Origin of the sequence: Streptomyces capitiformicae, assembly GCF_002214185.1 — a bacterium.
Classification (GTDB): Bacteria; Actinomycetota; Actinomycetes; order Streptomycetales; family Streptomycetaceae; genus Streptomyces; species Streptomyces capitiformicae.
In genome coordinates this window covers 5,819,229-5,837,963 of record NZ_CP022161.1, presented here as the reverse complement: position 1 = coordinate 5,837,963, position 18,735 = coordinate 5,819,229, and the positions used below count along the sequence as shown (strand labels likewise).

The following is an 18,735-nucleotide window of genomic DNA, read 5'->3' as shown; positions in this document are numbered from 1 at the left end:
CCAGGTCTGGCGCGACTGGTGAACTTTTCGAGGTGAGCCTGACGAGACGGACAGCGGAGGCGACGGGGGCGGAGGAGCCCGAGCGGCGGCGGCCCGAGGGAGGTACCGGCCGGACTGTGGTGCTGCTCGCCCTGGTGGCCGTGGGGGCGTTGATACCGCTGTTCGGTCCGCGTGTCGCGCTGGACGGCACGGGTGAGGCGGCGGCGCCCGCCGTGGGTGGGGTCGGGCTGCTGCGGGCGGTGTCGCTGGCCGCGCTGTGTGTGCCGGTGGGTGAGCTGCTCGTGGCCTGGCTGGTGCGCCGGGTGCCGGGGGCGCCCCCGGAGAGGCCGCGCAGTGGGGCGGTGTGGGCGGCGGGCGGCGGTTTCGTCGCCGCGCTCGGGCTGGCCTCGGTCGTGGCGACCGGCAATCTGGTGCCGGGCTCCCCCGCCGACATGGACGTCGGCGGCCTCTACGAGACCCGGGACGGCAAGCTCGCCCTCCTGGAGGTCAACGCGTTCGCCGCGGCGGGCCTTTGTGCCCTTTCCCGCCGCCCGGCCACCCAACTGGCACCACTGGCCGCGATCGCCGTCGCGGAGGCGCTGCGCGCGCATCCACCCACCGAGCACTACAGCCCGTTGGTCGGCAGCGCCCTGACCTTGACGCATCTGACGTGCGCGGCCCTGTGGGCGGGCGGGCTGCTGCACGTCCTGCGGACGTTGCGCACGCGCGCGTGGCGTACGGCGACGGGGGCGGGGGCCGCGCTGTTGGGGCTCTACGCGCGCGTGGCCGTCGTTCTGCTGGCCGGCGTCACCGCCACCGGGGTGTGGAGCACGCTGCGCCGCATGCCGCCGGGGACGGTCCTCGACCAGCTGACGGACACGGCGTACGGCCGCACGCTGCTCGCCAAGGTCCTCCTCGTGGCCGCCGTCGCCACCCTCGCCCTGTGGGCCCGGCTACGGCTGCGCCACGCGGACGACCCGCTCGGCACCTGCACTCCCGCACGCGCGGAGGTGGCGGTACTGGGCATCGTCGTCGCGGTGTCGGCGTTGCTTACGGCACTGCCGGTGCCGATCCGCTGGTGAGGTGGTGGGCTCGCAGGGTTGATCCACAGGTCGGCGCGCGGAAGCTGCGGCCACTCGGCGGGTTGTAGGTGTCGATGAGTGGTGCACCAGATGGCAGGCCCACAGAATCCGGATCACGTGGTGGCCACGGTGCGACCAGTAGGAGCAGAAGTCCTGCGCGAGCGGCCGTGACCCGGCCTGCCCCCTCAGCAGCGGTCCACCGGCGTGACGGATCGGACCTGGTCGGCGGGAACCCTGTACGGCTTGCCCTTCTTGCCGACCTCGATGGTCACCGCCTCGCGGTCGCTGATGACGAGTTCCCCACACCGGATTTCCTCGGCGGTGGTCACCAGGACGTACGCCCCCGCGGGCTTCGCGGCCGCCGAGTCCTCAGCAGGTACGACCCAAGAGACCGCGATGGCTGTGACGATCAGGCACAGTCCGGTCACTGACCGGCGCCGTGCCGATGTCAGGGCGTCCTGCGTACGCTCGACCTCGTCCAGGACAGCGGCGAACAGCCGGTCACCACTCAGCCAGGTCTGCTCCCCCAACTGCCCGTGTGCGGCCCGCACGGCGCGCAGCGCCCCCGAGAGCAGGAGCAGGAACGCCAGCACCAGCAGCGCCGCCGTGGTCCAGCGCCAGGTGTCCGGCATGCCTGCGACGCTCTCCCTACCCTTGAGCACGAAGACCGCACCGACCAGGCCTGTCAGCCCTGTCAGTCCGTTGCGCCATCCCTCTGCCTGCCGTCGCACGGTGCCGAGTTGGTCGTATTGGAGCTGCTGACCGAGTTGGGCGAACCGCTTCCGGGCGAGGTCCGTCATGAGGTCGCCCCTTGTTCCGGCGTCGGCACCGATACATCCCACAGAGCGCCGCAGCCTGAATCCGGAGATTCCGGCGGCCGCTCCGCGTGCGGGTAGCCACACTGGCAGTACACGGGGATGCTGCCGGTGAGTGGCTCCGGACGGTTCCTACGTCCACCCCGTCGCCTCTTGGGCGGGCCCAGCACCCCATATGCGACCCGGAAGACGACCGTGGCGCGACACGTCGGGCACGGTCCGGTCACCGTGTACCAGCGACCGTCTTCGGACCGTACGACGGAGTAGGCGTCGCCCGCTCTGACGGCCGTCTCGTGTTCGCGGAAGTCAGTCGGTTCGTGTGTGGGCATGGGGGGCGCGGGCTCCTCACTCGGAGTCGGAAGGGTAGTTCTCGGGGGTCGGCATCGCAGCCGGTTCGGCGGGGCAGTCCGGCGGCAGGACGAGGTCGAACATGGAGGCGTACAAGCTGAGCCTGTCGTGAACCCAACTGGTTGGCTTCTCCAGCTCCCGGGCCGCTACGGCGATGCGTTCGGGCGTTACCTCTCCGGTCAACGCGGGGGCACTGCCCGTGTAGTACTCGGTGAGCAGAATCAGATCCCGCCAGGTGGGGACCGCGTCGAACTCGGGGCGCTCCACGAGCAGTTCCACGCCGAAGAGGCGGTACAACGCGACGCGGTCCCAGGCATGGTCGATGCACCAGCCGAAACGGGCGGCGACGCGGAGAAGTTCCAGCGGGCCCACGGGGTGCCTGCCCACAAGGTCCGATTGGAAAAGCGCGTTGTCGTGCACGGTCGGCCGGTGGTCACGCCATTCGTCACCATGGCCCGAATTCTCCGGCTCGGTCCAGAGGGCGCCCAACGGGGCGTAGCGGCTCAGCAGGGCGAGGCTCTCGCCGAGGGTCCCGCCGGCCGCGAGAGCATGGGCCACGAGACGTGCCGCGGTCGGTTGCAGCCAGCGGAGTCGCGAATCGTCGGTGTCACAACATGCGTTGACGTCTGCGTCGGTGGGGCGAGCCGAAGCCACGGAGGCGTCAAGCCGTATCGCTAGAGGTGACGTGTCGAGGCCGAGAAGAGGCCCGAGGGATCTGAGGCGACTACGGGCCTCGTCCACGGACGTCTCGGCGTATGCCGAGACCGAGAAGACATAGAGGAGCGTGATTCCTTCGCGGACGGCATGGGGTATTTCGTGACGAAGTTCGTAGTTGACGTGGCTACCCGCCAGCAAGTCATCCACCGGGAAGAGCTTCCAGTCGCCGGCCGGTATACAGCGCCAGCGGTGGACCAGGAGAGGCGCCTCGCTCTCCACAAGGCCGAGGGCCGCAAGTCCTTCCAGGCATTCGACGACTTCCGTCTCGGTCTCCTGCACCTTGCACACCGTGACAGCCGTGTCGGCCAGCGGTGCAGGGCAGCGCGTGGCGCGCGCATCGTGAGGCGAGTCCCAGGCGTCCAAAGCGCCACCCAGCAGATCGCTTTCGAGCTGGGTGAAGGTCCGATCCGCCAGATCGCCCAGATCCGGAACGCGTAGGTTCCGCCACGCGAACACATCCGAGTACCGCTCGGCGACCTCCGCGACGGAAAGTGCCAGCATCCCGGAAGCTTGCGCGAGTTGACGAAGGGACAGGTCAGCATTCTCCTCGTACCAGGACATCCCGAAGGCCCGCCGGAACTCGTCTCTCTGCTCCTCCGTCCGAACAGAGACAGGCTCGTCCTCTGACGGTTCCGCCGACTCGGGCTCGATCGCCTCACCGGGCAGTTCTTCTAAAGGCAGGCCGAGCCATTGGTACCGGTCGAGCACTTCCTCGTACTCCCGCCGGCTCGGGCGGCCTCTCAGGGAGCGCTCCCCGGCCGGGGCTAGGTGGGGATGCCAGGACAACACGTAGAGGTCCCTCTGTGTGGCGACTAGGTCAGCCGGCGGTTCTGCCGCGGTCTCCGGCACGTGCATCGCGAAGCCCGCATCCGCAAAGCGGCGTGCTCTTCTCACGGCCTCGCGCAGTGGCAGTTCCAGATCCACGCTGAAGCGATTGAAAGTCTCCGTCATGGTCATCGGTTCGAGACCCGTGTACGAGAGAAGTCCGCCGCCGATGTAGTAACCCAGCAGGATCCGCCGGTCCAGTGAGTCGAGCACCATACGATGCGCAGCGTCGGGTTCGGACAGCGCGGGGAGTCGCAGCCCTGTGATGGCGTAGCGCCGCAGGCGGCGCAACACCGTGCCAAGGGTGAGTGCCTCCTCCGGCAAGGGGGACAGCGCAGCTTCCCTCACAGAGGCGAAGAGTTCGTAGTGCCTGCCGCCAACCTGTACTTCCCACGCTTGCGGCTCCGGATATCCCTCGATCGTCTCCGGGATCGGCAGCGCAGACACGTCCTTTCCCAACGGTACGCCTTCCGACCGCAGCACACCGGCCCGCCAGGCCGTCACGGACTCCGTGCGAAAGAAACCTGAGAACAGCGAGTTCCCGAAGTCCTTGCGGAGCGCCACCAGGTCCGAGTCCAGCGGGAAGCAACCGACTTTCCGAAGCTCGACGACCGTATTCCTGTTCAACCCGAGCCGACTGGTCACACGTGCATGGCGAGCCAGCAAGTGTTCCGTCAGACGAACAGCGGCGACGGGGTGCAACCTGCCGAAGGCCCAGAGCCATTCCATGGTCAGCCAGTCGGGTGCGCGGAAATCCCCACAGGCTTGGTAGATGCGTTCGTCGACCCAGCTCCGGTCATAGGCCAGCAGGTCATTCCGATTGGTGCTGATGTCGGGTACGTGCGTCTCGCGGAGATCCAACACCCACCCGAACGGATGCCTGGTCGTGTCATGCCACTCCCTGCTTTCCTCGACGGAGAACGGATATCTGTGCCCCTCCTCGCCGAGCCATGCACGGGCGCTGCGGGACTTCGAATCAAGCATCGTGTCCGGGTTCACCTGGACACCGTCCGCCAGCAGACACCCCACCCCTTCGACAAACCACATGTCCGGCCCCGCCTCGACCGGCCTGGTGTGATCCCCGAAGTAATAGAGCTTCTTCTCCTCCCAGGTCCGGGTGGTCTCCCCGTCCTGCTCCACCCGCATCGCGAAGTCGGACCGCCAGATGTGCTTGCCGAGTTCCCCGGCCACGTCCACGTCGTCCGCCTGCAAATAGAGGCGAATACGGGTCCCTCCGACGGGTTGTGCTTCCTCACTCCTGCGGATCCTGAACAGGCTTCCGCTGGACGCGATGTCCACACGCAGCCCGCCACCGGTGTCGGCACGCCCGTACTCGTCGGTGACCCTGGTCCAGATGCTGATCTCGTCCGCGAGCATGAAATAGCTGAAGACGCCGATGCCGAAACGGCTGTTGGGGTAGATCCTCAGCTCCGGATCCGCCCGGCGCCACTGGGCCTGTTCCCTACGGAATTCGCGAGACTGCTCAAAGCGGCGCCCGGCCCTGGCGAAGGTGCCGCGCAGGGTCTCGTGGCCCATCCCGACCCCGTTGTCCTCGCACTCCACATAGGGACGGTCCTGCTCGTCGGTTCCCTGACGAAAGACGATCTCGCCCGCCCAGGTGTAGGGGATCTTCTGGGCGGCCTTGCCGTAGCGCAGTCGGGCCTGGCGGTAGCGACAGGCGTCGAGGGCGTTCTGGAAGAGCTCGCGCAGGGCGAGCGTACGGTCGCCATAGAGACGGTTACCCATGAGGAGTTCGCGCATTTCGTCCTCGGCGAGGCTGAAGCGCATCAGTGGCATCCCGTAGGCGCGGCTCTTGGTCGTGGTGTCGTACTGCGGTCGCAGTTTGCGGCAGGTGACGCGGACCGGCAGATGAGCCAGCAGATCGCCGGGCTCGGCCGGGGCCAGGTACTGGCGGATGTTCTGCACCGCGTCGTCGACCCAGCCGGTGAGGGCCTCCAGACCGGCGTGGATGGCGGGGTGAGGACAGTCGAGGGACAGGTCCAGGGCCTTGGTCAGCCGGTCGCGAGCCCAGCGCAGCCTCCGCACGCTCACGACCGCCTCAGCTGGACGCAGACCGTCTGTGATGCCGATGTTGTCGACCAGGACACCGGGCAGTTGCCGGAGGTCACCGCCGAGCAGGCCGGCGACGCCGAGCAGCCAGGACAATTCGCGCGGGCGCCAGCGCTCCGGGATTCCGTCCGGCCGTTCGAGTTCGTCCAGGCTCCAGCGCGTGTCGGACGGCTCCCGCTCCCCTTCGTACGGCTGGGTAGGGGCGAGAGCCGTCTGTCGGCAGACGCTCACCAACTCGTCGGTGAGTTCCCCGATCCGGGCCGAGGGTGCGTCGTCGCCGATCATCGCCTTGGCCAGGGGAGCGAGCAGTTGAGGAGCGTATGCGTCCCACAGCTCCTCCTTGGCGCTGACGTGGCGGCGTAGGAGCCAGGCGGCGACCGCCGTGGCATCCTCCCGTCGGCCCCGCCCGGCCAGCTCGCGGCCCTTGCGCCACAGCAGCGAATGGGCGGCAAATGTGTGCTCCAGATCCACCCGTTCCGAATCACGGGCTACGCCGCCGATCGCCGGGTCGAGTTGGAAGGGGGCCACAGCGGCCGCGCTTTTGACTCCCATGGCGTAGACCGCCTCCCGTACGAACGGCGCCGCGGCAAGTGCCGCGAACTCACCGCCGTCCAGCAGCGGCCCGCCCTGCGTCTGCGAAGGCGCGAGCAGGGGACGCAAGCCCTTCTTCAGAACCCGTACGGGGAAATCGTCGTCGGCCCAAGGGTCGGGCACCCCGGCGAGCGCGGTACCACACCACTTGGCACACCGCGCCGTCAACTCGACCAGCGCTTGCTGAAGTTCGGTGCGGCGCTCGTCGTCGCAGGAGACAGCGGCCCACAGTTCGGCGTCACGCACGGCGAGGGTCCACTCCTCCTGGAGGGTCCGCCCGGCGCAGAGTTCGACCTCCTCGATCGCCTGCGGGCCGCTCGGCGCATAGTGCGGCGTGGGGGTCTGCTCCTCACGGGCCGCACGGGCGAACTCGGCCGTCCTGCGGACGGTGTGGGAGATGACTTCCGGGAAGGTACGGGGCGAGGACTCCGCGTGCAGCGCCTCGGCGAGGGCACGGGTGAAGTTGCTGCCGAGTCTCTCGTCCGATCCGCAGGTCTGTCCCGGGCCACAGCCGAAGAGGACGGCGATCCGGTCCCGTCCTGCGGGGAAGTTGGTGGCCGGGCCGCCGAAGGAGGCGGTCTCGTCCGCGTCTCGGCAGGCATCGACGGTGAGCAGCACGGTGTCGGCGTGACAGCCCTTCAGAAGCTTGGCCAGATCAAGGCCTATCAGACTTTCGACGTCGACGCGGGGCGGAGTTGTCGCCCAGGTCAACTGGGCGTCCGAGGGAACGAGATAGTCCGCTCCGTCCACCGAGAGGCCGTGTCCGGTGAAGTGGATGAGAACCGTGCCGCCCTCGGGCGCGGTGGCGCACACCCGGCTGATGGCGCTGCGGATCCGGGAACCCAGGGCCGACTCGTCCGGGGTGGCGCCGATGAGTTCAACGCTGTACCCGGAGGAGTGCAGCGCGGCCGACATCAGCTCGACGTCGTGCCCGACGGTCTCCGTCAAATCCTCGAAGTGGTCGGAAAGTTCGTACTTCGGAACGGCGATGATCAATGCCTGTCGGCTCTCCCCCATGTACGGCGGCCTCCCCCTCGATCCCGCTGCCTCGCTGCCTCGCTGCCTCGCTGCCTCGCTGCCTCGCTGCCTCGCTGCCTCGCTGCCTCGCTGCCTCGCTGCCTCGCTGCCTCGCTGCCTCGCTGCCTCGCTGCCTCGCTGGTCAGGATTACACAGACCCGATCCATGAACGCCCGGTTCGGAACACAATTTCACCGCAGTCCGCGGGAGTACGGACCTGGGCTGTCAGCGCCGCCCCGTATCCTCATGGACCATGCTCGATGACCGTGCGACCGCAGCGTCCCCCGTTCCTTGGCCGGCCGCGTACCCGAAGGGGTACGCGGTCGTCGACGTGGAGACGACCGGGCTGAGTCGGGACGATCGGATAATTTCGGCGGGTGTGTACCGGCTGGACGCGCGGGGCGAGGTCGAGGATCACTGGTACACGGTGGTCAACCCGGAGCGGGACCCGGGGCCGGTGTGGATTCACGGGCTGACGAGTGATGTGCTCGAAGGGGCGCCGCTGTTCAAGGACATCGCCGAGGAGTTCTCCGCGCGGCTCGCGGACCGGGTCCTCGTCGCGCACAACGCGGTGTTCGACTGGTCGATGATCGCCCGGGAGTACGCGCGCGCGGAGAGCGAGGCCCCGGTGCGGCAACGGCTGTGCACGATCGCGCTGTCGAAGGAGCTGGGGCTGCCGCTGCCGAACCACAAGCTGGAGTCGCTGGCGGCGCACTTCGGGGTCGTACAGCAGCGGGCGCACCACGCGCTGGACGACGCGCGGGTGCTGGCGGAGGCGTTCCGGCCGAGTCTGCTGGCCGCGGCCGCGAGCGGCGTACGGTTGCCGCTGCACGAGTGCCGGCCGCTGACCGAGTGGACCGACAGGGCAGCCGGGGGCGCCACGCCGCGTATCGGGCAGCAGGCGGGCCATGGCGGTGGCTACGGCGGCGGTTACCGGACCACCAGTTGGCGGCCCTCCCGGAAGCGTCCCCCCTGTCCGTACCCCAACCCGGGGCGTTACGAAGACGGCAAACCGCTCAAGCAGGGCATGCGGGTCGCCTTCTCCGGGGACACGTCGATCGAGCGCGACCTGCTGGAGGACCGGGCGACCGAGGCGGGACTGCATGTCGCGACCAGCCTGTCCCGTCTGACCAGCCTGCTCGTCACCAACGACCCGGACTCCCACACGTCGAAGGTGGTCAAGGCCCGGCAGTACGGGACGCCGGTCGTGGACGAGGCGGCGTTCGGGCAACTGCTCCGTGATGTCGAGTCCGCGGACGGGTGACCCGTACGGACGGGTGATTGCCGTGCGACTCGCCCGCCGACCGCTCGCCCGCGCGGCGGTGACGGCTCACCCTGTGGCGCATGGCGAGATGCGAAGTTTGTGGCAATGACTACGGAATGACCTTCGAGGTGCACGCCCAGGGCGCGATCCATGTCTTCGACTGCTTCTCCTGTGCGATCCACCGCATGGCACCCATCTGCGAGCACTGCCGGGTCCAGATCATCGGTCAGGGCGTCGAGGCAGAGGGCCACTGGTACTGCGGCGCCCACTGTGCGCGGGCGGAAGGGAAGGTGGGGATCGTCGACCGCGTCTGACCGCACCCTGCCGGGAACACCCCACGACACGAGTTGTACGGTCGTGGGGTGTACCGCTTCCTGTTGTCCCGGCAGTGGGTGATCCTCACGCTGGTCGCCCTTCTCCTGATCCCCACGATGATCAGGCTGGGCATCTGGCAGATGGACCGCTACGAGGAGCGCACCGCGCGGAACCAGCTCGTCGCCGACGCGCTCGCCGCGAAGCCGGTGCCCGTGGAGCGGCTGACCTCCCCCGGGCACACCGTCACCAGCGCCGAGCGCTATCGGAGCGTGACCGCGAAGGGCCGCTTCGACACCGACGACGAGGTCGTCGTCCGCCGCCGTACGAACTCCAACGACGAGATCGGCGTCCATGTGCTGACCCCGTTCGTCCTCGACGACGGCAAGGTCCTGCTCGTCAACCGCGGGTGGGTCCCGGCGGGCCCGACGCAGACCGAGTTCCCGGAGATCCCCGCACCGCCCGCCGGTGAGGTCACCGTCACCGGGCGGCTGATGCCCGACGAGACGACCGAGGCGAGCGGCATCAAGGATCTCAAGGATCTGCCGGACCGGCAGATCATGCTGATCAACAGCGAGCAGGAGGCGGAGCGCCTCGGGGCCCAGGTCCTCGGCGGCTACCTCGCCCTGACAGCGCCCGAGCCGAAGGGTGACACCCCGGAGCTCCTCGGCCGCCCCGGCGACGAGAACGCCGCGCTGAACTACGCGTACGCCCTCCAGTGGTGGCTCTTCGCCGCGGGCGTCCCCATCGGCTGGGTGATCCTGGTCCGCCGCGAGACCCGCGACGGCGGGGACGGCGCCGAGGCCGAGCAGGAGGAGGAGCCGGAGCCCGCTTCGGTATAGCGCTCGTGGTGCTTCACAGCGCTTGGGTACCGAGGGCTCCGACCCCACCGGATTCAGCGGATTCAGCGGATTCAGCGGATTCAGCAGCAGCGGCCCTGCGGGTGCTCCTCCCGGTGCCGTGTCCGCAGTGTGTCGTACTCCCGCCGGGTCGGGACCGGGGCCTGCGGGTGGTGGCGTCGGTGCCGTTCGCAGTAGCGGTCGTACTCCGCCTCCCCGGTCAGCTCCCGCAGGTACCAGCGCACGGCCCCCGCCCAGCGCCGCAGGCTCACGACTCCGCTCCCACCAGCGGCTCCCCGGACCGCTCCGGCGCGTCGATGCGGGACTCGACGTACGGCGCCTCGGTCGTCGGCAGCGGGACGGGGGACCGTACGGCTCGGACGCACACCACGGCGCAGTTGACCAGGACGGTCAGGACCAGCAGCAGGAAGATCGCCATGATCACGCCGTCGACCGTGTTGTTGAGGACGATGGTGTGCATGTCGTCCATGTTGGTGGCGCCGGGCAGGAGTTCGCCCTTGTCGGTGGCCGCCGCGTACTTGTCGCGCAGGGCGAAGAAGCCGATCGCCGTGTTGTCCGAGAAGATCTTCTGCCAGCCGGCGGTGAAGGTGACGGCCACGTCCCAGGCGAGCGGGATACCGGTGACCCAGGCCCAGCGGAGCTTGCCATGCTTGATCAGCAGGGTGGTGGTGACGGCCAGGGCCACCGCGGCGAGCAGCTGGTTGGCGATGCCGAACAGCGGGAACAGCTGCTTGATGCCGCCCAGGGGGTCGGTGACACCGGCGTAGAGGAAGTAGCCCCAGGCGCCGACGACCAGGGCGCTGGTGATCCAGATGCCCGGCTTCCAGGTGACGCGGCCGATCGGCTTCCATACGTTGCCGAGCATGTCCTGAAGCATGAAGCGGCCCACGCGGGTGCCCGCGTCCACGGTAGTCAGGATGAACAGGGCCTCGAACATGATCGCGAAGTGGTACCAGAAGGCCTTCATCCCGGCACCGCCGAACACCCCGGCGAAGATCTCCGCCATGCCCACGGCCAGGGTGGGGGCGCCGCCGGAGCGGCCCACCAGCGTCTGTTCCTCGACGGCCTTGGCCGCCGCGGTGAGCTGGTCGGGGGTGATGGTGAAGCCGAGGTTCCGGACCGCCTCCGAGGCGCTCTCCACGGTCGGGCCGAGCAGGGCGGCCGGGGAGTTCATCGCGTAGTACAGGCCGGGTTCGAGGACGCAGGCGGCGATCAGGGCCATCACGGCGACGAAGGACTCCGTGAGCATGGAGCCGTAGCCGATCATCCGGACCTGGGACTCCTTCTGGATCAGCTTCGGAGTGGTGCCGGAGGAGACGAGCGCGTGGAAGCCGGACAGGGCGCCGCAGGCGATGGTGATGAAGAGGAAGGGGAAGAGGGATCCGGCGAAGACCGGTCCGGTGCCCGTGGAGGCGAACTCGGTGACCGACTCGGCCTTGAGGGTCGGGGCCGCGACCACGACGCCCACGGCCATCAGGGCGATGGTGCCGACCTTCATGAAGGTGGAGAGGTAGTCACGCGGAGCCAGCAGCATCCACACCGGGAGCACGGAGGCGACGAAGCCGTAGCCGACCAGGCAGAACACCAGGGTCTCGGGGCTCCAGACGAAGTACTCGGCGAGCGAGGAGTCCTGGATCCAGCCGCCGCCGAGGATGGCGAGCAGCAGCAGCGCCACCCCGATGAAGCTGGTCTCGACGACGCGGCCGGGTCGCAGGTAGCGCAGGTAGAAGCCCATGAAGAGGGCGATGGGGATGGTCATGGTGACCGAGAAGGTGCCCCACGCGGACTCCGCCAGCGCGTTGACGACCACCATCGCGAGGACCGCGAGCAGGATGATCATGATGGCGAAGACGCCGATCAGCGCGGCGGCACCGCCCACCTTGCCGATCTCGTCCCGGGCCATCTGGCCGAGGCTCTTGCCGTCCCGGCGCATGGAGAGGAACAGGACGATCATGTCCTGCACCGCACCGGCGAAGATCACGCCCACGATGATCCAGATCGTGCCCGGCAGATAGCCCATCTGGGCCGCCAGCACCGGGCCTACCAGCGGGCCGGCGCCGGCGATGGCCGCGAAGTGGTGTCCGAACAGCACCCGCTTGTCGGTGGGGTGGTAGTCGACCCCGTCCTCGAGGCGTTCGGCCGGGGTGGCCCGGGTGTCGTCGACCTGGAGGACCCGGCGGGCGATGAAGCGGGAGTAGAAGCGGTAGGCGATCGCGTACGAGCCGAGGGCCGCCACGACCAGCCAGACGGCCGAGATCTCCTCACCCCGGGACAGGGCGAGCACGGCCCAGCCGATGGCGCCGACGAGGGCTACAGCGATCCAGATCGCGAGGGATTTTGGTGATATACGGAACTTTTCCGGCACCTCACGACCGGAATCGGGCATGGCTGATGTGGGCATGGCGGCTCCTGACCTCAACGGGTGTGCAACAGAAGGGGTATGCGGCTCAGCGATGTCGGTCCGTCAGCGCGTACGCGGCGAGCAGGCAGAGGCCGCATCCCGGGACCCAGGCGAGCTGGTACCAGTAGAAGAACGGTGTGCCCGCCAGCCGTGGGTCCGCGCCGGCGTACCAGGGGACCCAGAGCAGGCCCGCGGCGGGCGCGAGGAGCAGTACGGCGATCGCGGCGCGCCGCAGCCGGTGGTGAACGGTCCGTGCCATGACCTGTGCTCCTCCCGCTTCCTGTGGGTCTGTGCAAGAGTTGCCCACCCGCCGAATGTGGTTGACAGCGAATTTCCAGAAGATTTCCCGCCGGTTCCCTGTCCTCCGAATCGGCCACCCGCGCAACCAACAGGCGAGGGCCCAGGCACACCCGGGGGCTCAGGCACACCAAGGACGGTGACCCATGGCGGACTCTGCCATGACCGCGACGTTTCTCGCCGTGATCGGCGGGGCGTCGCTGCTCGCCGTCACCGCTCGCCGGCTGCGGCCCAGCGACCGGCTGCCGTCCCTGGAGGGCTGGGCGCTGGCCGATCGCGCGCTGGGCCCGGTGTGGACCTGGCTGCTGCTCGGCGGCACGATCTTCACGGCGTACACGTTCACCGCGATCCCCGGACTGGCGTACGGCAACGGGGCGCCCGCGTTCTTCGCGGTGCCGTACACGGTGATCGTCTGCCCGCTCGCCTTCGTGCTGCTGACCCGGCTGTGGGAGGTGGCCCGGCGCCATGGGTACGTCACGGCGGGGGACTTCGTGCGCGGGCGGTACGGTTCGGCGCCGCTGGCGCTGGTGGTCGCGCTGACCGGGATCCTCGCGACGATGCCGTATCTGGCGCTGCAACTGCTCGGCATCCGGGCGGTGCTCACGGCCGGGGGCCTCTATCCGCGTGGCGCGGCCGGTGATCTGGTGATGGTGGCGCTGTTCGCGGGGCTCGCGGTGGCGACGTACCGGCACGGGCTGCGGGCGCCCGCCGTGATCTCGGCGCTGAAGGCGGTGGCCGTCTTCGTCTCGCTGACCGCCGTGTGCTGGCTGGTGCTGCGGCGGTTCGGCGGTCCGGGCGCGGTCTTCGACGGGGCGGCGGCGCGGCTGAGCGGTACCGGCGTCGAGGGGTCCGCGCTGCTGCTGGCCCCCGAGCAGCAGCCCGCGTACGCCACCCTCGCCCTGGGTTCCGCGCTGGCGCTGCTGATGTATCCGCATGTGCTCACCGCCGGGTTCGCCGCCGACGGGCCGCGTACCGTGCGCAAGGTCGCGGTGGCGCTGCCCGCCTGGACGGGACTCCTGGCCCTCTTCGGCTTCCTCGGCGTCGCGGCGCTGGCGACCGGCGTGCGGGCGCCCGAGGGCGGTGCCGAGGCAGCCGTCCCCATGCTGGTGGACCGGCTGATGCCGGGGCCGCTGGCCGGGCTGGTCTTCGGCGCCATCACCGTCGGCGCGCTGGTCCCGGCGGCGGTGATGTCGATCGCGGCCGCCACCGGCTTCGTACGCAATGTGTACGTCGAGTACTTCCAGCCCACCGCCACGCCCAAGCGGCAGGTGCGCATCGCCAAGTCGGTGTCGCTGACCGCGAAGGTGGGGGCGGTGGCGTTCGTGTTCGGGCTGCGCGACCAGGACGCCATCAACCTTCAACTCCTCGGTGGCGTATGGATTCTGCAGATCTTCCCGGCGGTGGCGGTCGGCCTGTTCACCGGGCGGCTGCATCCGCGGGCGCTGCTCGCCGGGTGGGGTGTGGGCATGGTGGCCGGGACGTTCCTGGTGGTGCGCGAGGGGTTCTCGTCCATCGTGCTGCTGGGCGGCGGATCCCTGGAGGTCTACGCCGGGCTCGTCGCCCTCCTGCTGAACCTGACCGTCGCCGTGGTCGGCACCACGGTCCTCGAACGGCTCGGCGTCCCGCGCGGCGCCGACGCGACCGACCTACCGTCCCGCCTGACCGTCAGGCGGCGCCCCGAGACGGGAGCGAGCAACCCGTGAGACGCAGACAGCACACGCGCGTGCCGGACCGGCAGACGGTTCCGGCTCCGGCTCCGGCTCCGGCAGCCGAGTCCCTGGTTCCCAACCCCGCGTTGCCGCCGGGCGCGCTCAGCGATCCGGCCGACCTGGAGCGCGAGGCCGGTGTCGCCCGGCTGTTCGAGCTGCACTACTCCTCGATGCTGCGGCTCGCCGTGCTGCTGGGCGCCGACGACCCCGAGAACGTGGTGGCCGAGGCGTACTACCAGATCTACCGCAAGTGGCGCCGTCTGAGGGACTCCGAGGCCGCCGAGGCCTATCTGCGCTCCACGGTCTGCAATCTGACCCGGATGCGGATACGGCACCTCCAGGTCGCCCGCAAGCATGTGGAGACACCGCCGGAGGAACTGGTCGCCTCCGCCGAGAGCACCGCGCTGCTCCACGACGACCAGCGGGTGCTCATCGTCGCGCTCCAGCAACTGCCCGCCCGGCAGCGGGAGGCGCTCGTGCTGCGCCACTGGCTCGGGCTGAAGGAAAGCGAGATCGCCGCCGCGATGGGCATCTCCTGCGGCTCGGTCAAGACCCACACCGCACGCGGCCTCGCCGCCCTGACCCAGGCGATGGAGGCCCGGCGATGAACGACACCACCGGCAGGAACGCCGACAACGACACCGGCCGGGACCGCACCGAGCGGGAGCTGCGCGAGGCGCTGGCCGCGCTGGCGGGCGGGGTGCACGCCGCGCCGGACGCGTACCGCGCGGCCCGCGGCGACTGGCTGCGCCGCGAGCGCCGCCGCCGACTCGTCCTCGCCGTCCTGGTCCTGGTCGTCTTCGCCCTCGCCACCCTGATCGGCCTGTGGGTCCTCAACCAGGCCCCGTCCGACCCCGGCGTCATCTTCTCGGGCGCCGGGGGGACGACGGCGGGGACGGGGCCTGGCTGACCGAACGACTCCGGGCTGGTGGGCGGTCACGACGGTCGGTCACGGTCGGCGGCGTGATCATCGGGCTTCCGGGCACCCGTCCGCCGTGCATCCCCACATCGAGGACTACGCGCTGATCGGCGACCACCAGACGGCTGCCCTGGTGAGCAACCGCGGCTCGATCGACTGGCTGTGTCTGCCCCGGTTCGACTCGGCGGCGTGCTTCGCCGCGCTGCTCGGCGACGAGGAGAACGGCCACTGGCGGATCGCGCCCAGAGGGGCCGACGCCTGCACGCGGCGCGCTTACCGGCACGACACGCTCGTCCTGGACAGCGAGTGGGAGACGGACGAGGGCACGGTGCGTGTCACCGACCTGATGCCGCAGCGCGACCGCTCCCCCGACGTCGTACGCCTCGTCGAGGGCCTGGACGGCCGGGTGACCGTGCGCAGCACGCTCCGACTCCGCTTCGACTACGGCTCGGTCGTGCCGTGGATGCGCCGGTCGGACGGGCATCGCGTGGCGGTCGCGGGACCGGACGCGGTGTGGCTGCGCAGCGAACCCGAGGTGCTCACCTGGAGCGAAGGCCGCGCCACCTACGCGGAGTTCCCCGTGGAGCGGGGGGACAAGGTCGCGCTCGTGCTCACCTGGCATCCCTCGCACGAACCCCGCCCCCGCCTGCTCGACCCGTACGAGTCGCTGCGCTCCAGCCTCGACGACTGGCGGTCCTGGGCCGGACGCTGCCGGTACGACGGCCCGTACCGGGACACCGTGGTCCGCTCCCTGATCACCCTCAAGGCGCTCACGTACGAACCGACCGGCGGCATCGTCGCCGCCGCCACCACCTCCCTCCCCGAGGAGATCGGCGGCGTACGCAACTGGGACTACCGCCACTGCTGGCTGCGCGACTCCACCCTCACCCTCGGCGCCCTGCTGTCCTGCGGCTACCAGGAGGAGGCCGAGGCGTGGCGCGACTGGCTGCTCCGGGCGGTCGCCGGCGACCCGGCGGATCTTCAGGTCATGTACGGCCTCGCCGGGGAGCGGCGCATACCGGAAAACGAGCTGCCGTGGCTGGCCGGTTACGAGGGCTCGCGCCCCGTCCGCATCGGCAACGACGCCGTACGGCAGACGCAGTTGGACGTGTACGGCGAGGTCATCGACTCCCTGGCCCTGTCCCGGCGGTCGGGCCTGCCCACCAAGCCGCACATGTGGCGGATGCAGTCCGCGCTGATGGAGTACCTGCGGTCGGTGTGGCGGAAGCGGGACGAGGGGCTGTGGGAGGTGCGCGGGCCGCGCCGGCACTTCACCCACTCCAAGGTGATGGCCTGGGTGGCCGCCGACCGGGCCGTCCGCACCCTGGAGATGGAGCCGAAACTGAGCGGCGACCTCGACGGCTGGCGCGCGCTGCGCGAGGAGATCCACCACGAGGTGTGCGAACGCGGCTTCGACGCCGACCGCAACACCTTCACCCAGTCGTACGGCTCCCGCGAACTCGACGCCTCACTGCTGCTCATCCCCGTCGTGGGTTTCCTGCCGCCGGACGATCCCCGGGTCGTCGGCACGGTCGACGCGATCAACGCGGAGCTGAGCCACGACGGGTTCGTCCGCCGTTACAGCTCCGACCACCGGCCCGCCGCCTCGTCCATCGACGGGCTGCCGGGCAGCGAGGGCGCGTTCCTCGTGTGCTCGTTCTGGCTCGCGGACGCCCTGCATCTGACCGGCCGTACGGAGGAGGCGTGCGAGCTGTTCGAACGGTTGGTGGGGCTGGTCAACGACGTGGGGCTGCTCGCGGAGGAGTACGACCCCGTCGCGGGCCGGCAGCTCGGGAACTTCCCGCAGGCGTTCAGTCACGTCGGTCTCGTCGGTACCGCCCTCGCCCTGTTCGACGGGGACGAGGCAGGATAGGGGCCATGGATCTTGGGCTGAAGGACCGTGTCTACATCGTCACCGGCGCGACCCGCGGGCTGGGCAACGCCGCCGCGCGGGAACTCGTCGCCGACGGCGCGAAGGTGATCGTCACGGGGCGCGAGGAGAAGAGCGCGGCCGCGGCCGCCGCCGAACTGGGGCCGAACGCGGTGGGGGTGGCCGCCGACAACTCCGACCCGGAGGCAGCGGCCCGGCTCATCGCCGCCGCACGCGAGCGCTTCGGGCAGTTCGACGGGATTCTCGTGAGCGTGGGCGGGCCCGCGCCGGGGTTCGTCGCGGACAACACGGACGAGCAGTGGACCGCGGCGTTCGAGTCGGTGTTCCTGGGGGCGGTTCGCTTGGCGCGGGCCTCGGCGGCGGAGCTGGGTGAGGGGGGCGTCATCGGGTTCGTGCTGTCCGGGTCCGTGCACGAGCCGATTCCCGGGCTGACCATTTCGAACGGGTTGCGGCCCGGGCTGGCGGGTTTCGCGAAGTCCCTGTCCGACGAGGTGGGTCCGCGGGGGATACGGGTCGTGGGGTTGCTGCCGGCCCGGATCGACACGGATCGGGTGCGGGAGCTGGACGGGATGTCCGCCGATCCGGAGGCCACTCGTGCCGCGCATGAGTCGCGGATTCCGCTGCGGAGGTACGGGCGGCCGGAGGAGTTCGGGCGTACGGCGGCGTTCTTGTTGTCTCCGGCCGCGTCTTATCTGACGGGGATCATGGTGCCTGTGGATGGTGGGATGCGGCACGGGTTCTGACGGCCGCGCCCCTAGGGCGTGTTGCGAAAGTCCCGTCGTCCGCCCGGAGGGCGGGCCGGGCGGCGTCATGGGGGTCCCTCCGCTCGAGCGAAGCCGAGAGTGGGGGAGCGTGCTCTCGGCGTGCCGGGCGGAAGGCCCTGTAGATGGACTGGATGTACGTGGGCTTTCGCGCGGTGCGGCGGTGGGGGCCCCTCCCGCTCATGGGGGCCCCTCCCGCTCGAGCGAAGCCAGAGTGGGGGAGACGCCGAGAGTGCGGGAGCGTGCCAGGCGTCGGGCGGCAGGCGGGACTTTCGCAACACGCCCTAGGTGCGCTCAACTCACCCTTCTCGCACGGTGCTTGACCCCCCGCAGTCGAACATCCGCCGGGAGTGCCGCAAGCCCCGCCGAATCCCTCGCGTGGGCGATCGCCTCCGTCGTCACGTGTCGCAGGGCGTCCCCGGGGTCCACATGCGACTGCAGCAGCAGACGAACCCGAGCCTCGGGGGCGTTGCGGCGGCCGGTCAAGTGGGCCTGGGCCCGGTCCACGCCGTCCAACTGGGTTGCCTCGGTGGTCAGGACGCCTTCCAGGGCCCGGCCTCGTAGAAGGGCGCCCTCGCCGTCGCCGGTGTCGACCAGGACCTCGGCGAGACGGTGGCGGCGGAGGACCGCGGTCAGCCACCAGAGGGCCAGCAGGACGAGGAGGGCCAGTACGGCGATGACGGTGGGCCACCACCAGCCGGCGTCTCGCCAGCGTGTCCGTTCGGCGTCGCTGAGCAGGACGTCGTTCCGGCCGTCGTGGATCCACCAGGAGGGCGGGTCCACGCCGAGCCCGACAGTGAGTACGGCGGCTCCGGTCACGAGCAGTACCAGCCCGGCGATGCCGAGCAGCACCCTGTTGACGATCCTCAGCATCACG

The 18,735-nt window shown here is 70.0% G+C and carries 15 protein-coding genes and 1 pseudogene; 9 read left to right on the top strand and 7 right to left on the bottom strand.

Annotated features, from left to right (window positions below; all coding sequences use genetic code 11):
* The first annotated feature begins 32 nt into the window (after positions 1-32).
* Positions 33-1,061, top strand: a complete 1,029-nt coding sequence (locus tag CES90_RS26065) for a CopD family protein (RefSeq protein ID WP_189783764.1) — start codon at positions 33-35, stop codon at positions 1,059-1,061.
* On the opposite strand, the pseudogene CES90_RS52040 reads toward CES90_RS26065, so the two are convergent.
* From CES90_RS52040 to CES90_RS26050, 3 genes and pseudogenes are all read right to left on the bottom strand, one after another.
* Positions 1,059-1,223: pseudogene (locus tag CES90_RS52040) on the bottom strand (sterol desaturase family protein); the annotation flags it as partial. The gene CES90_RS26065 and the pseudogene CES90_RS52040 overlap by 3 nt on opposite strands.
* 23 nt (positions 1,224-1,246) lie before the next feature.
* Positions 1,247-1,861, bottom strand: a complete 615-nt coding sequence (locus tag CES90_RS26055; RefSeq protein WP_189783763.1) for a hypothetical protein — start codon at positions 1,859-1,861, stop codon at positions 1,247-1,249.
* Positions 1,862-2,221: 360 nt separating this feature from the next.
* A complete protein-coding gene (locus tag CES90_RS26050; protein ID WP_189783762.1) occupies positions 2,222-7,444 on the bottom strand; it encodes an HD domain-containing protein in 5,223 nt (1,740 codons plus the stop codon).
* A 253-nt stretch (positions 7,445-7,697) separates the two neighbouring features.
* Between CES90_RS26050 and CES90_RS26045 the strand changes: the two genes are divergently transcribed.
* The 3 genes from CES90_RS26045 to CES90_RS26035 all read left to right on the top strand — a co-directional run bounded on the left by CES90_RS26045 (position 7,698) and on the right by CES90_RS26035 (position 9,862).
* Positions 7,698-8,708, top strand: a complete 1,011-nt coding sequence (locus CES90_RS26045; RefSeq protein ID WP_189783761.1) for a DEDDh family exonuclease — start codon at positions 7,698-7,700, stop codon at positions 8,706-8,708.
* A gap of 80 nt (positions 8,709-8,788) precedes the next feature.
* Complete coding sequence (locus tag CES90_RS26040; RefSeq protein ID WP_189783760.1) at positions 8,789-9,022, top strand: hypothetical protein; 234 nt, start codon at positions 8,789-8,791, stop codon at positions 9,020-9,022.
* Between the two features lie 48 nt (positions 9,023-9,070).
* Entirely contained in the window at positions 9,071-9,862 is a 792-nt protein-coding gene (locus tag CES90_RS26035; RefSeq protein ID WP_189783759.1) for an SURF1 family cytochrome oxidase biogenesis protein, read from the top strand.
* A gap of 80 nt (positions 9,863-9,942) precedes the next feature.
* Here the strand turns inward: CES90_RS26035 and CES90_RS26030 are convergent, their stop codons facing one another.
* Genes CES90_RS26030 through CES90_RS26020 form a run of 3 tightly spaced genes read right to left on the bottom strand, consistent with a single transcriptional unit; the run spans position 9,943 to position 12,540 of the window.
* Complete coding sequence (locus CES90_RS26030; RefSeq protein ID WP_189783758.1) at positions 9,943-10,131, bottom strand: YbdD/YjiX family protein; 189 nt, start codon at positions 10,129-10,131, stop codon at positions 9,943-9,945.
* Positions 10,128-12,281 carry a carbon starvation CstA family protein gene (locus CES90_RS26025; protein WP_189783757.1) on the bottom strand — a complete coding sequence of 718 codons (2,154 nt, stop codon included), beginning with the start codon at positions 12,279-12,281 and terminating at the stop codon, positions 10,128-10,130. Before CES90_RS26025 ends, CES90_RS26030 begins: the two co-directional genes overlap by 4 nt.
* Before the next feature lie 46 nt (positions 12,282-12,327).
* Positions 12,328-12,540 carry a DUF3311 domain-containing protein gene (locus CES90_RS26020; RefSeq protein WP_189783756.1) on the bottom strand — a complete coding sequence of 71 codons (213 nt, stop codon included), beginning with the start codon at positions 12,538-12,540 and terminating at the stop codon, positions 12,328-12,330.
* A gap of 184 nt (positions 12,541-12,724) precedes the next feature.
* Here CES90_RS26020 and CES90_RS26015 point away from each other — a divergent pair, with 184 nt between their 5' ends.
* The 5 genes from CES90_RS26015 (at position 12,725) to CES90_RS25995 (ending at position 17,840) form a co-directional block, all read left to right on the top strand.
* Complete coding sequence (locus tag CES90_RS26015; RefSeq protein WP_189783755.1) at positions 12,725-14,281, top strand: sodium:solute symporter family protein; 1,557 nt, start codon at positions 12,725-12,727, stop codon at positions 14,279-14,281.
* Positions 14,278-14,895 carry a sigma-70 family RNA polymerase sigma factor gene (locus tag CES90_RS26010; RefSeq protein ID WP_373313377.1) on the top strand — a complete coding sequence of 206 codons (618 nt, stop codon included), beginning with the start codon at positions 14,278-14,280 and terminating at the stop codon, positions 14,893-14,895. Before CES90_RS26015 ends, CES90_RS26010 begins: the two co-directional genes overlap by 4 nt.
* Positions 14,892-15,197, top strand: a complete 306-nt coding sequence (locus tag CES90_RS26005; protein WP_189783754.1) for a hypothetical protein — start codon at positions 14,892-14,894, stop codon at positions 15,195-15,197. The genes CES90_RS26010 and CES90_RS26005 overlap by 4 nt, the downstream gene beginning before the upstream one ends.
* Positions 15,198-15,282: 85 nt before the next feature.
* Positions 15,283-17,079, top strand: a complete 1,797-nt coding sequence (locus CES90_RS26000; protein WP_189783753.1) for a glycoside hydrolase family 15 protein — start codon at positions 15,283-15,285, stop codon at positions 17,077-17,079.
* A 5-nt stretch (positions 17,080-17,084) separates the two neighbouring features.
* The gene (locus CES90_RS25995) at positions 17,085-17,840 is read left to right on the top strand and encodes an SDR family oxidoreductase (RefSeq protein WP_189783752.1); all 756 of its coding nucleotides are present in this window, start codon (positions 17,085-17,087) and stop codon (positions 17,838-17,840) included.
* Positions 17,841-18,152: 312 nt separating this feature from the next.
* Here the strand turns inward: CES90_RS25995 and amaP are convergent, their stop codons facing one another.
* Positions 18,153-18,731 (bottom strand): alkaline shock response membrane anchor protein AmaP, encoded by a 579-nt coding sequence (gene amaP, locus CES90_RS25990; protein ID WP_189783816.1) that lies wholly within the window; start codon positions 18,729-18,731, stop codon positions 18,153-18,155.
* Positions 18,732-18,735 lie beyond the last annotated feature (4 nt).

What these genes read in the sequence shown, in the direction of transcription:
- CES90_RS26025 (WP_189783757.1), bottom strand. Translation starts at nt 12,281, where the DNA reads ATGCCCACATCAGCCATGCCCGATTCCGGTCGTGAGGTGCCGGAAAAG.
- CES90_RS26005 (WP_189783754.1), top strand. Translation starts at nt 14,892, where the DNA reads ATGAACGACACCACCGGCAGGAACGCCGACAACGACACCGGCCGGGAC.
- CES90_RS26040 (WP_189783760.1), top strand. Translation starts at nt 8,789, where the DNA reads ATGGCGAGATGCGAAGTTTGTGGCAATGACTACGGAATGACCTTCGAG.
- CES90_RS26055 (WP_189783763.1), bottom strand. Translation starts at nt 1,861, where the DNA reads ATGACGGACCTCGCCCGGAAGCGGTTCGCCCAACTCGGTCAGCAGCTC.
- CES90_RS26015 (WP_189783755.1), top strand. Translation starts at nt 12,725, where the DNA reads ATGGCGGACTCTGCCATGACCGCGACGTTTCTCGCCGTGATCGGCGGG.
- CES90_RS26020 (WP_189783756.1), bottom strand. Translation starts at nt 12,540, where the DNA reads ATGGCACGGACCGTTCACCACCGGCTGCGGCGCGCCGCGATCGCCGTA.
- CES90_RS25995 (WP_189783752.1), top strand. Translation starts at nt 17,085, where the DNA reads ATGGATCTTGGGCTGAAGGACCGTGTCTACATCGTCACCGGCGCGACC.
- amaP (WP_189783816.1), bottom strand. Translation starts at nt 18,731, where the DNA reads ATGCTGAGGATCGTCAACAGGGTGCTGCTCGGCATCGCCGGGCTGGTA.
- CES90_RS26050 (WP_189783762.1), bottom strand. Translation starts at nt 7,444, where the DNA reads ATGGGGGAGAGCCGACAGGCATTGATCATCGCCGTTCCGAAGTACGAA.
- CES90_RS26045 (WP_189783761.1), top strand. Translation starts at nt 7,698, where the DNA reads ATGCTCGATGACCGTGCGACCGCAGCGTCCCCCGTTCCTTGGCCGGCC.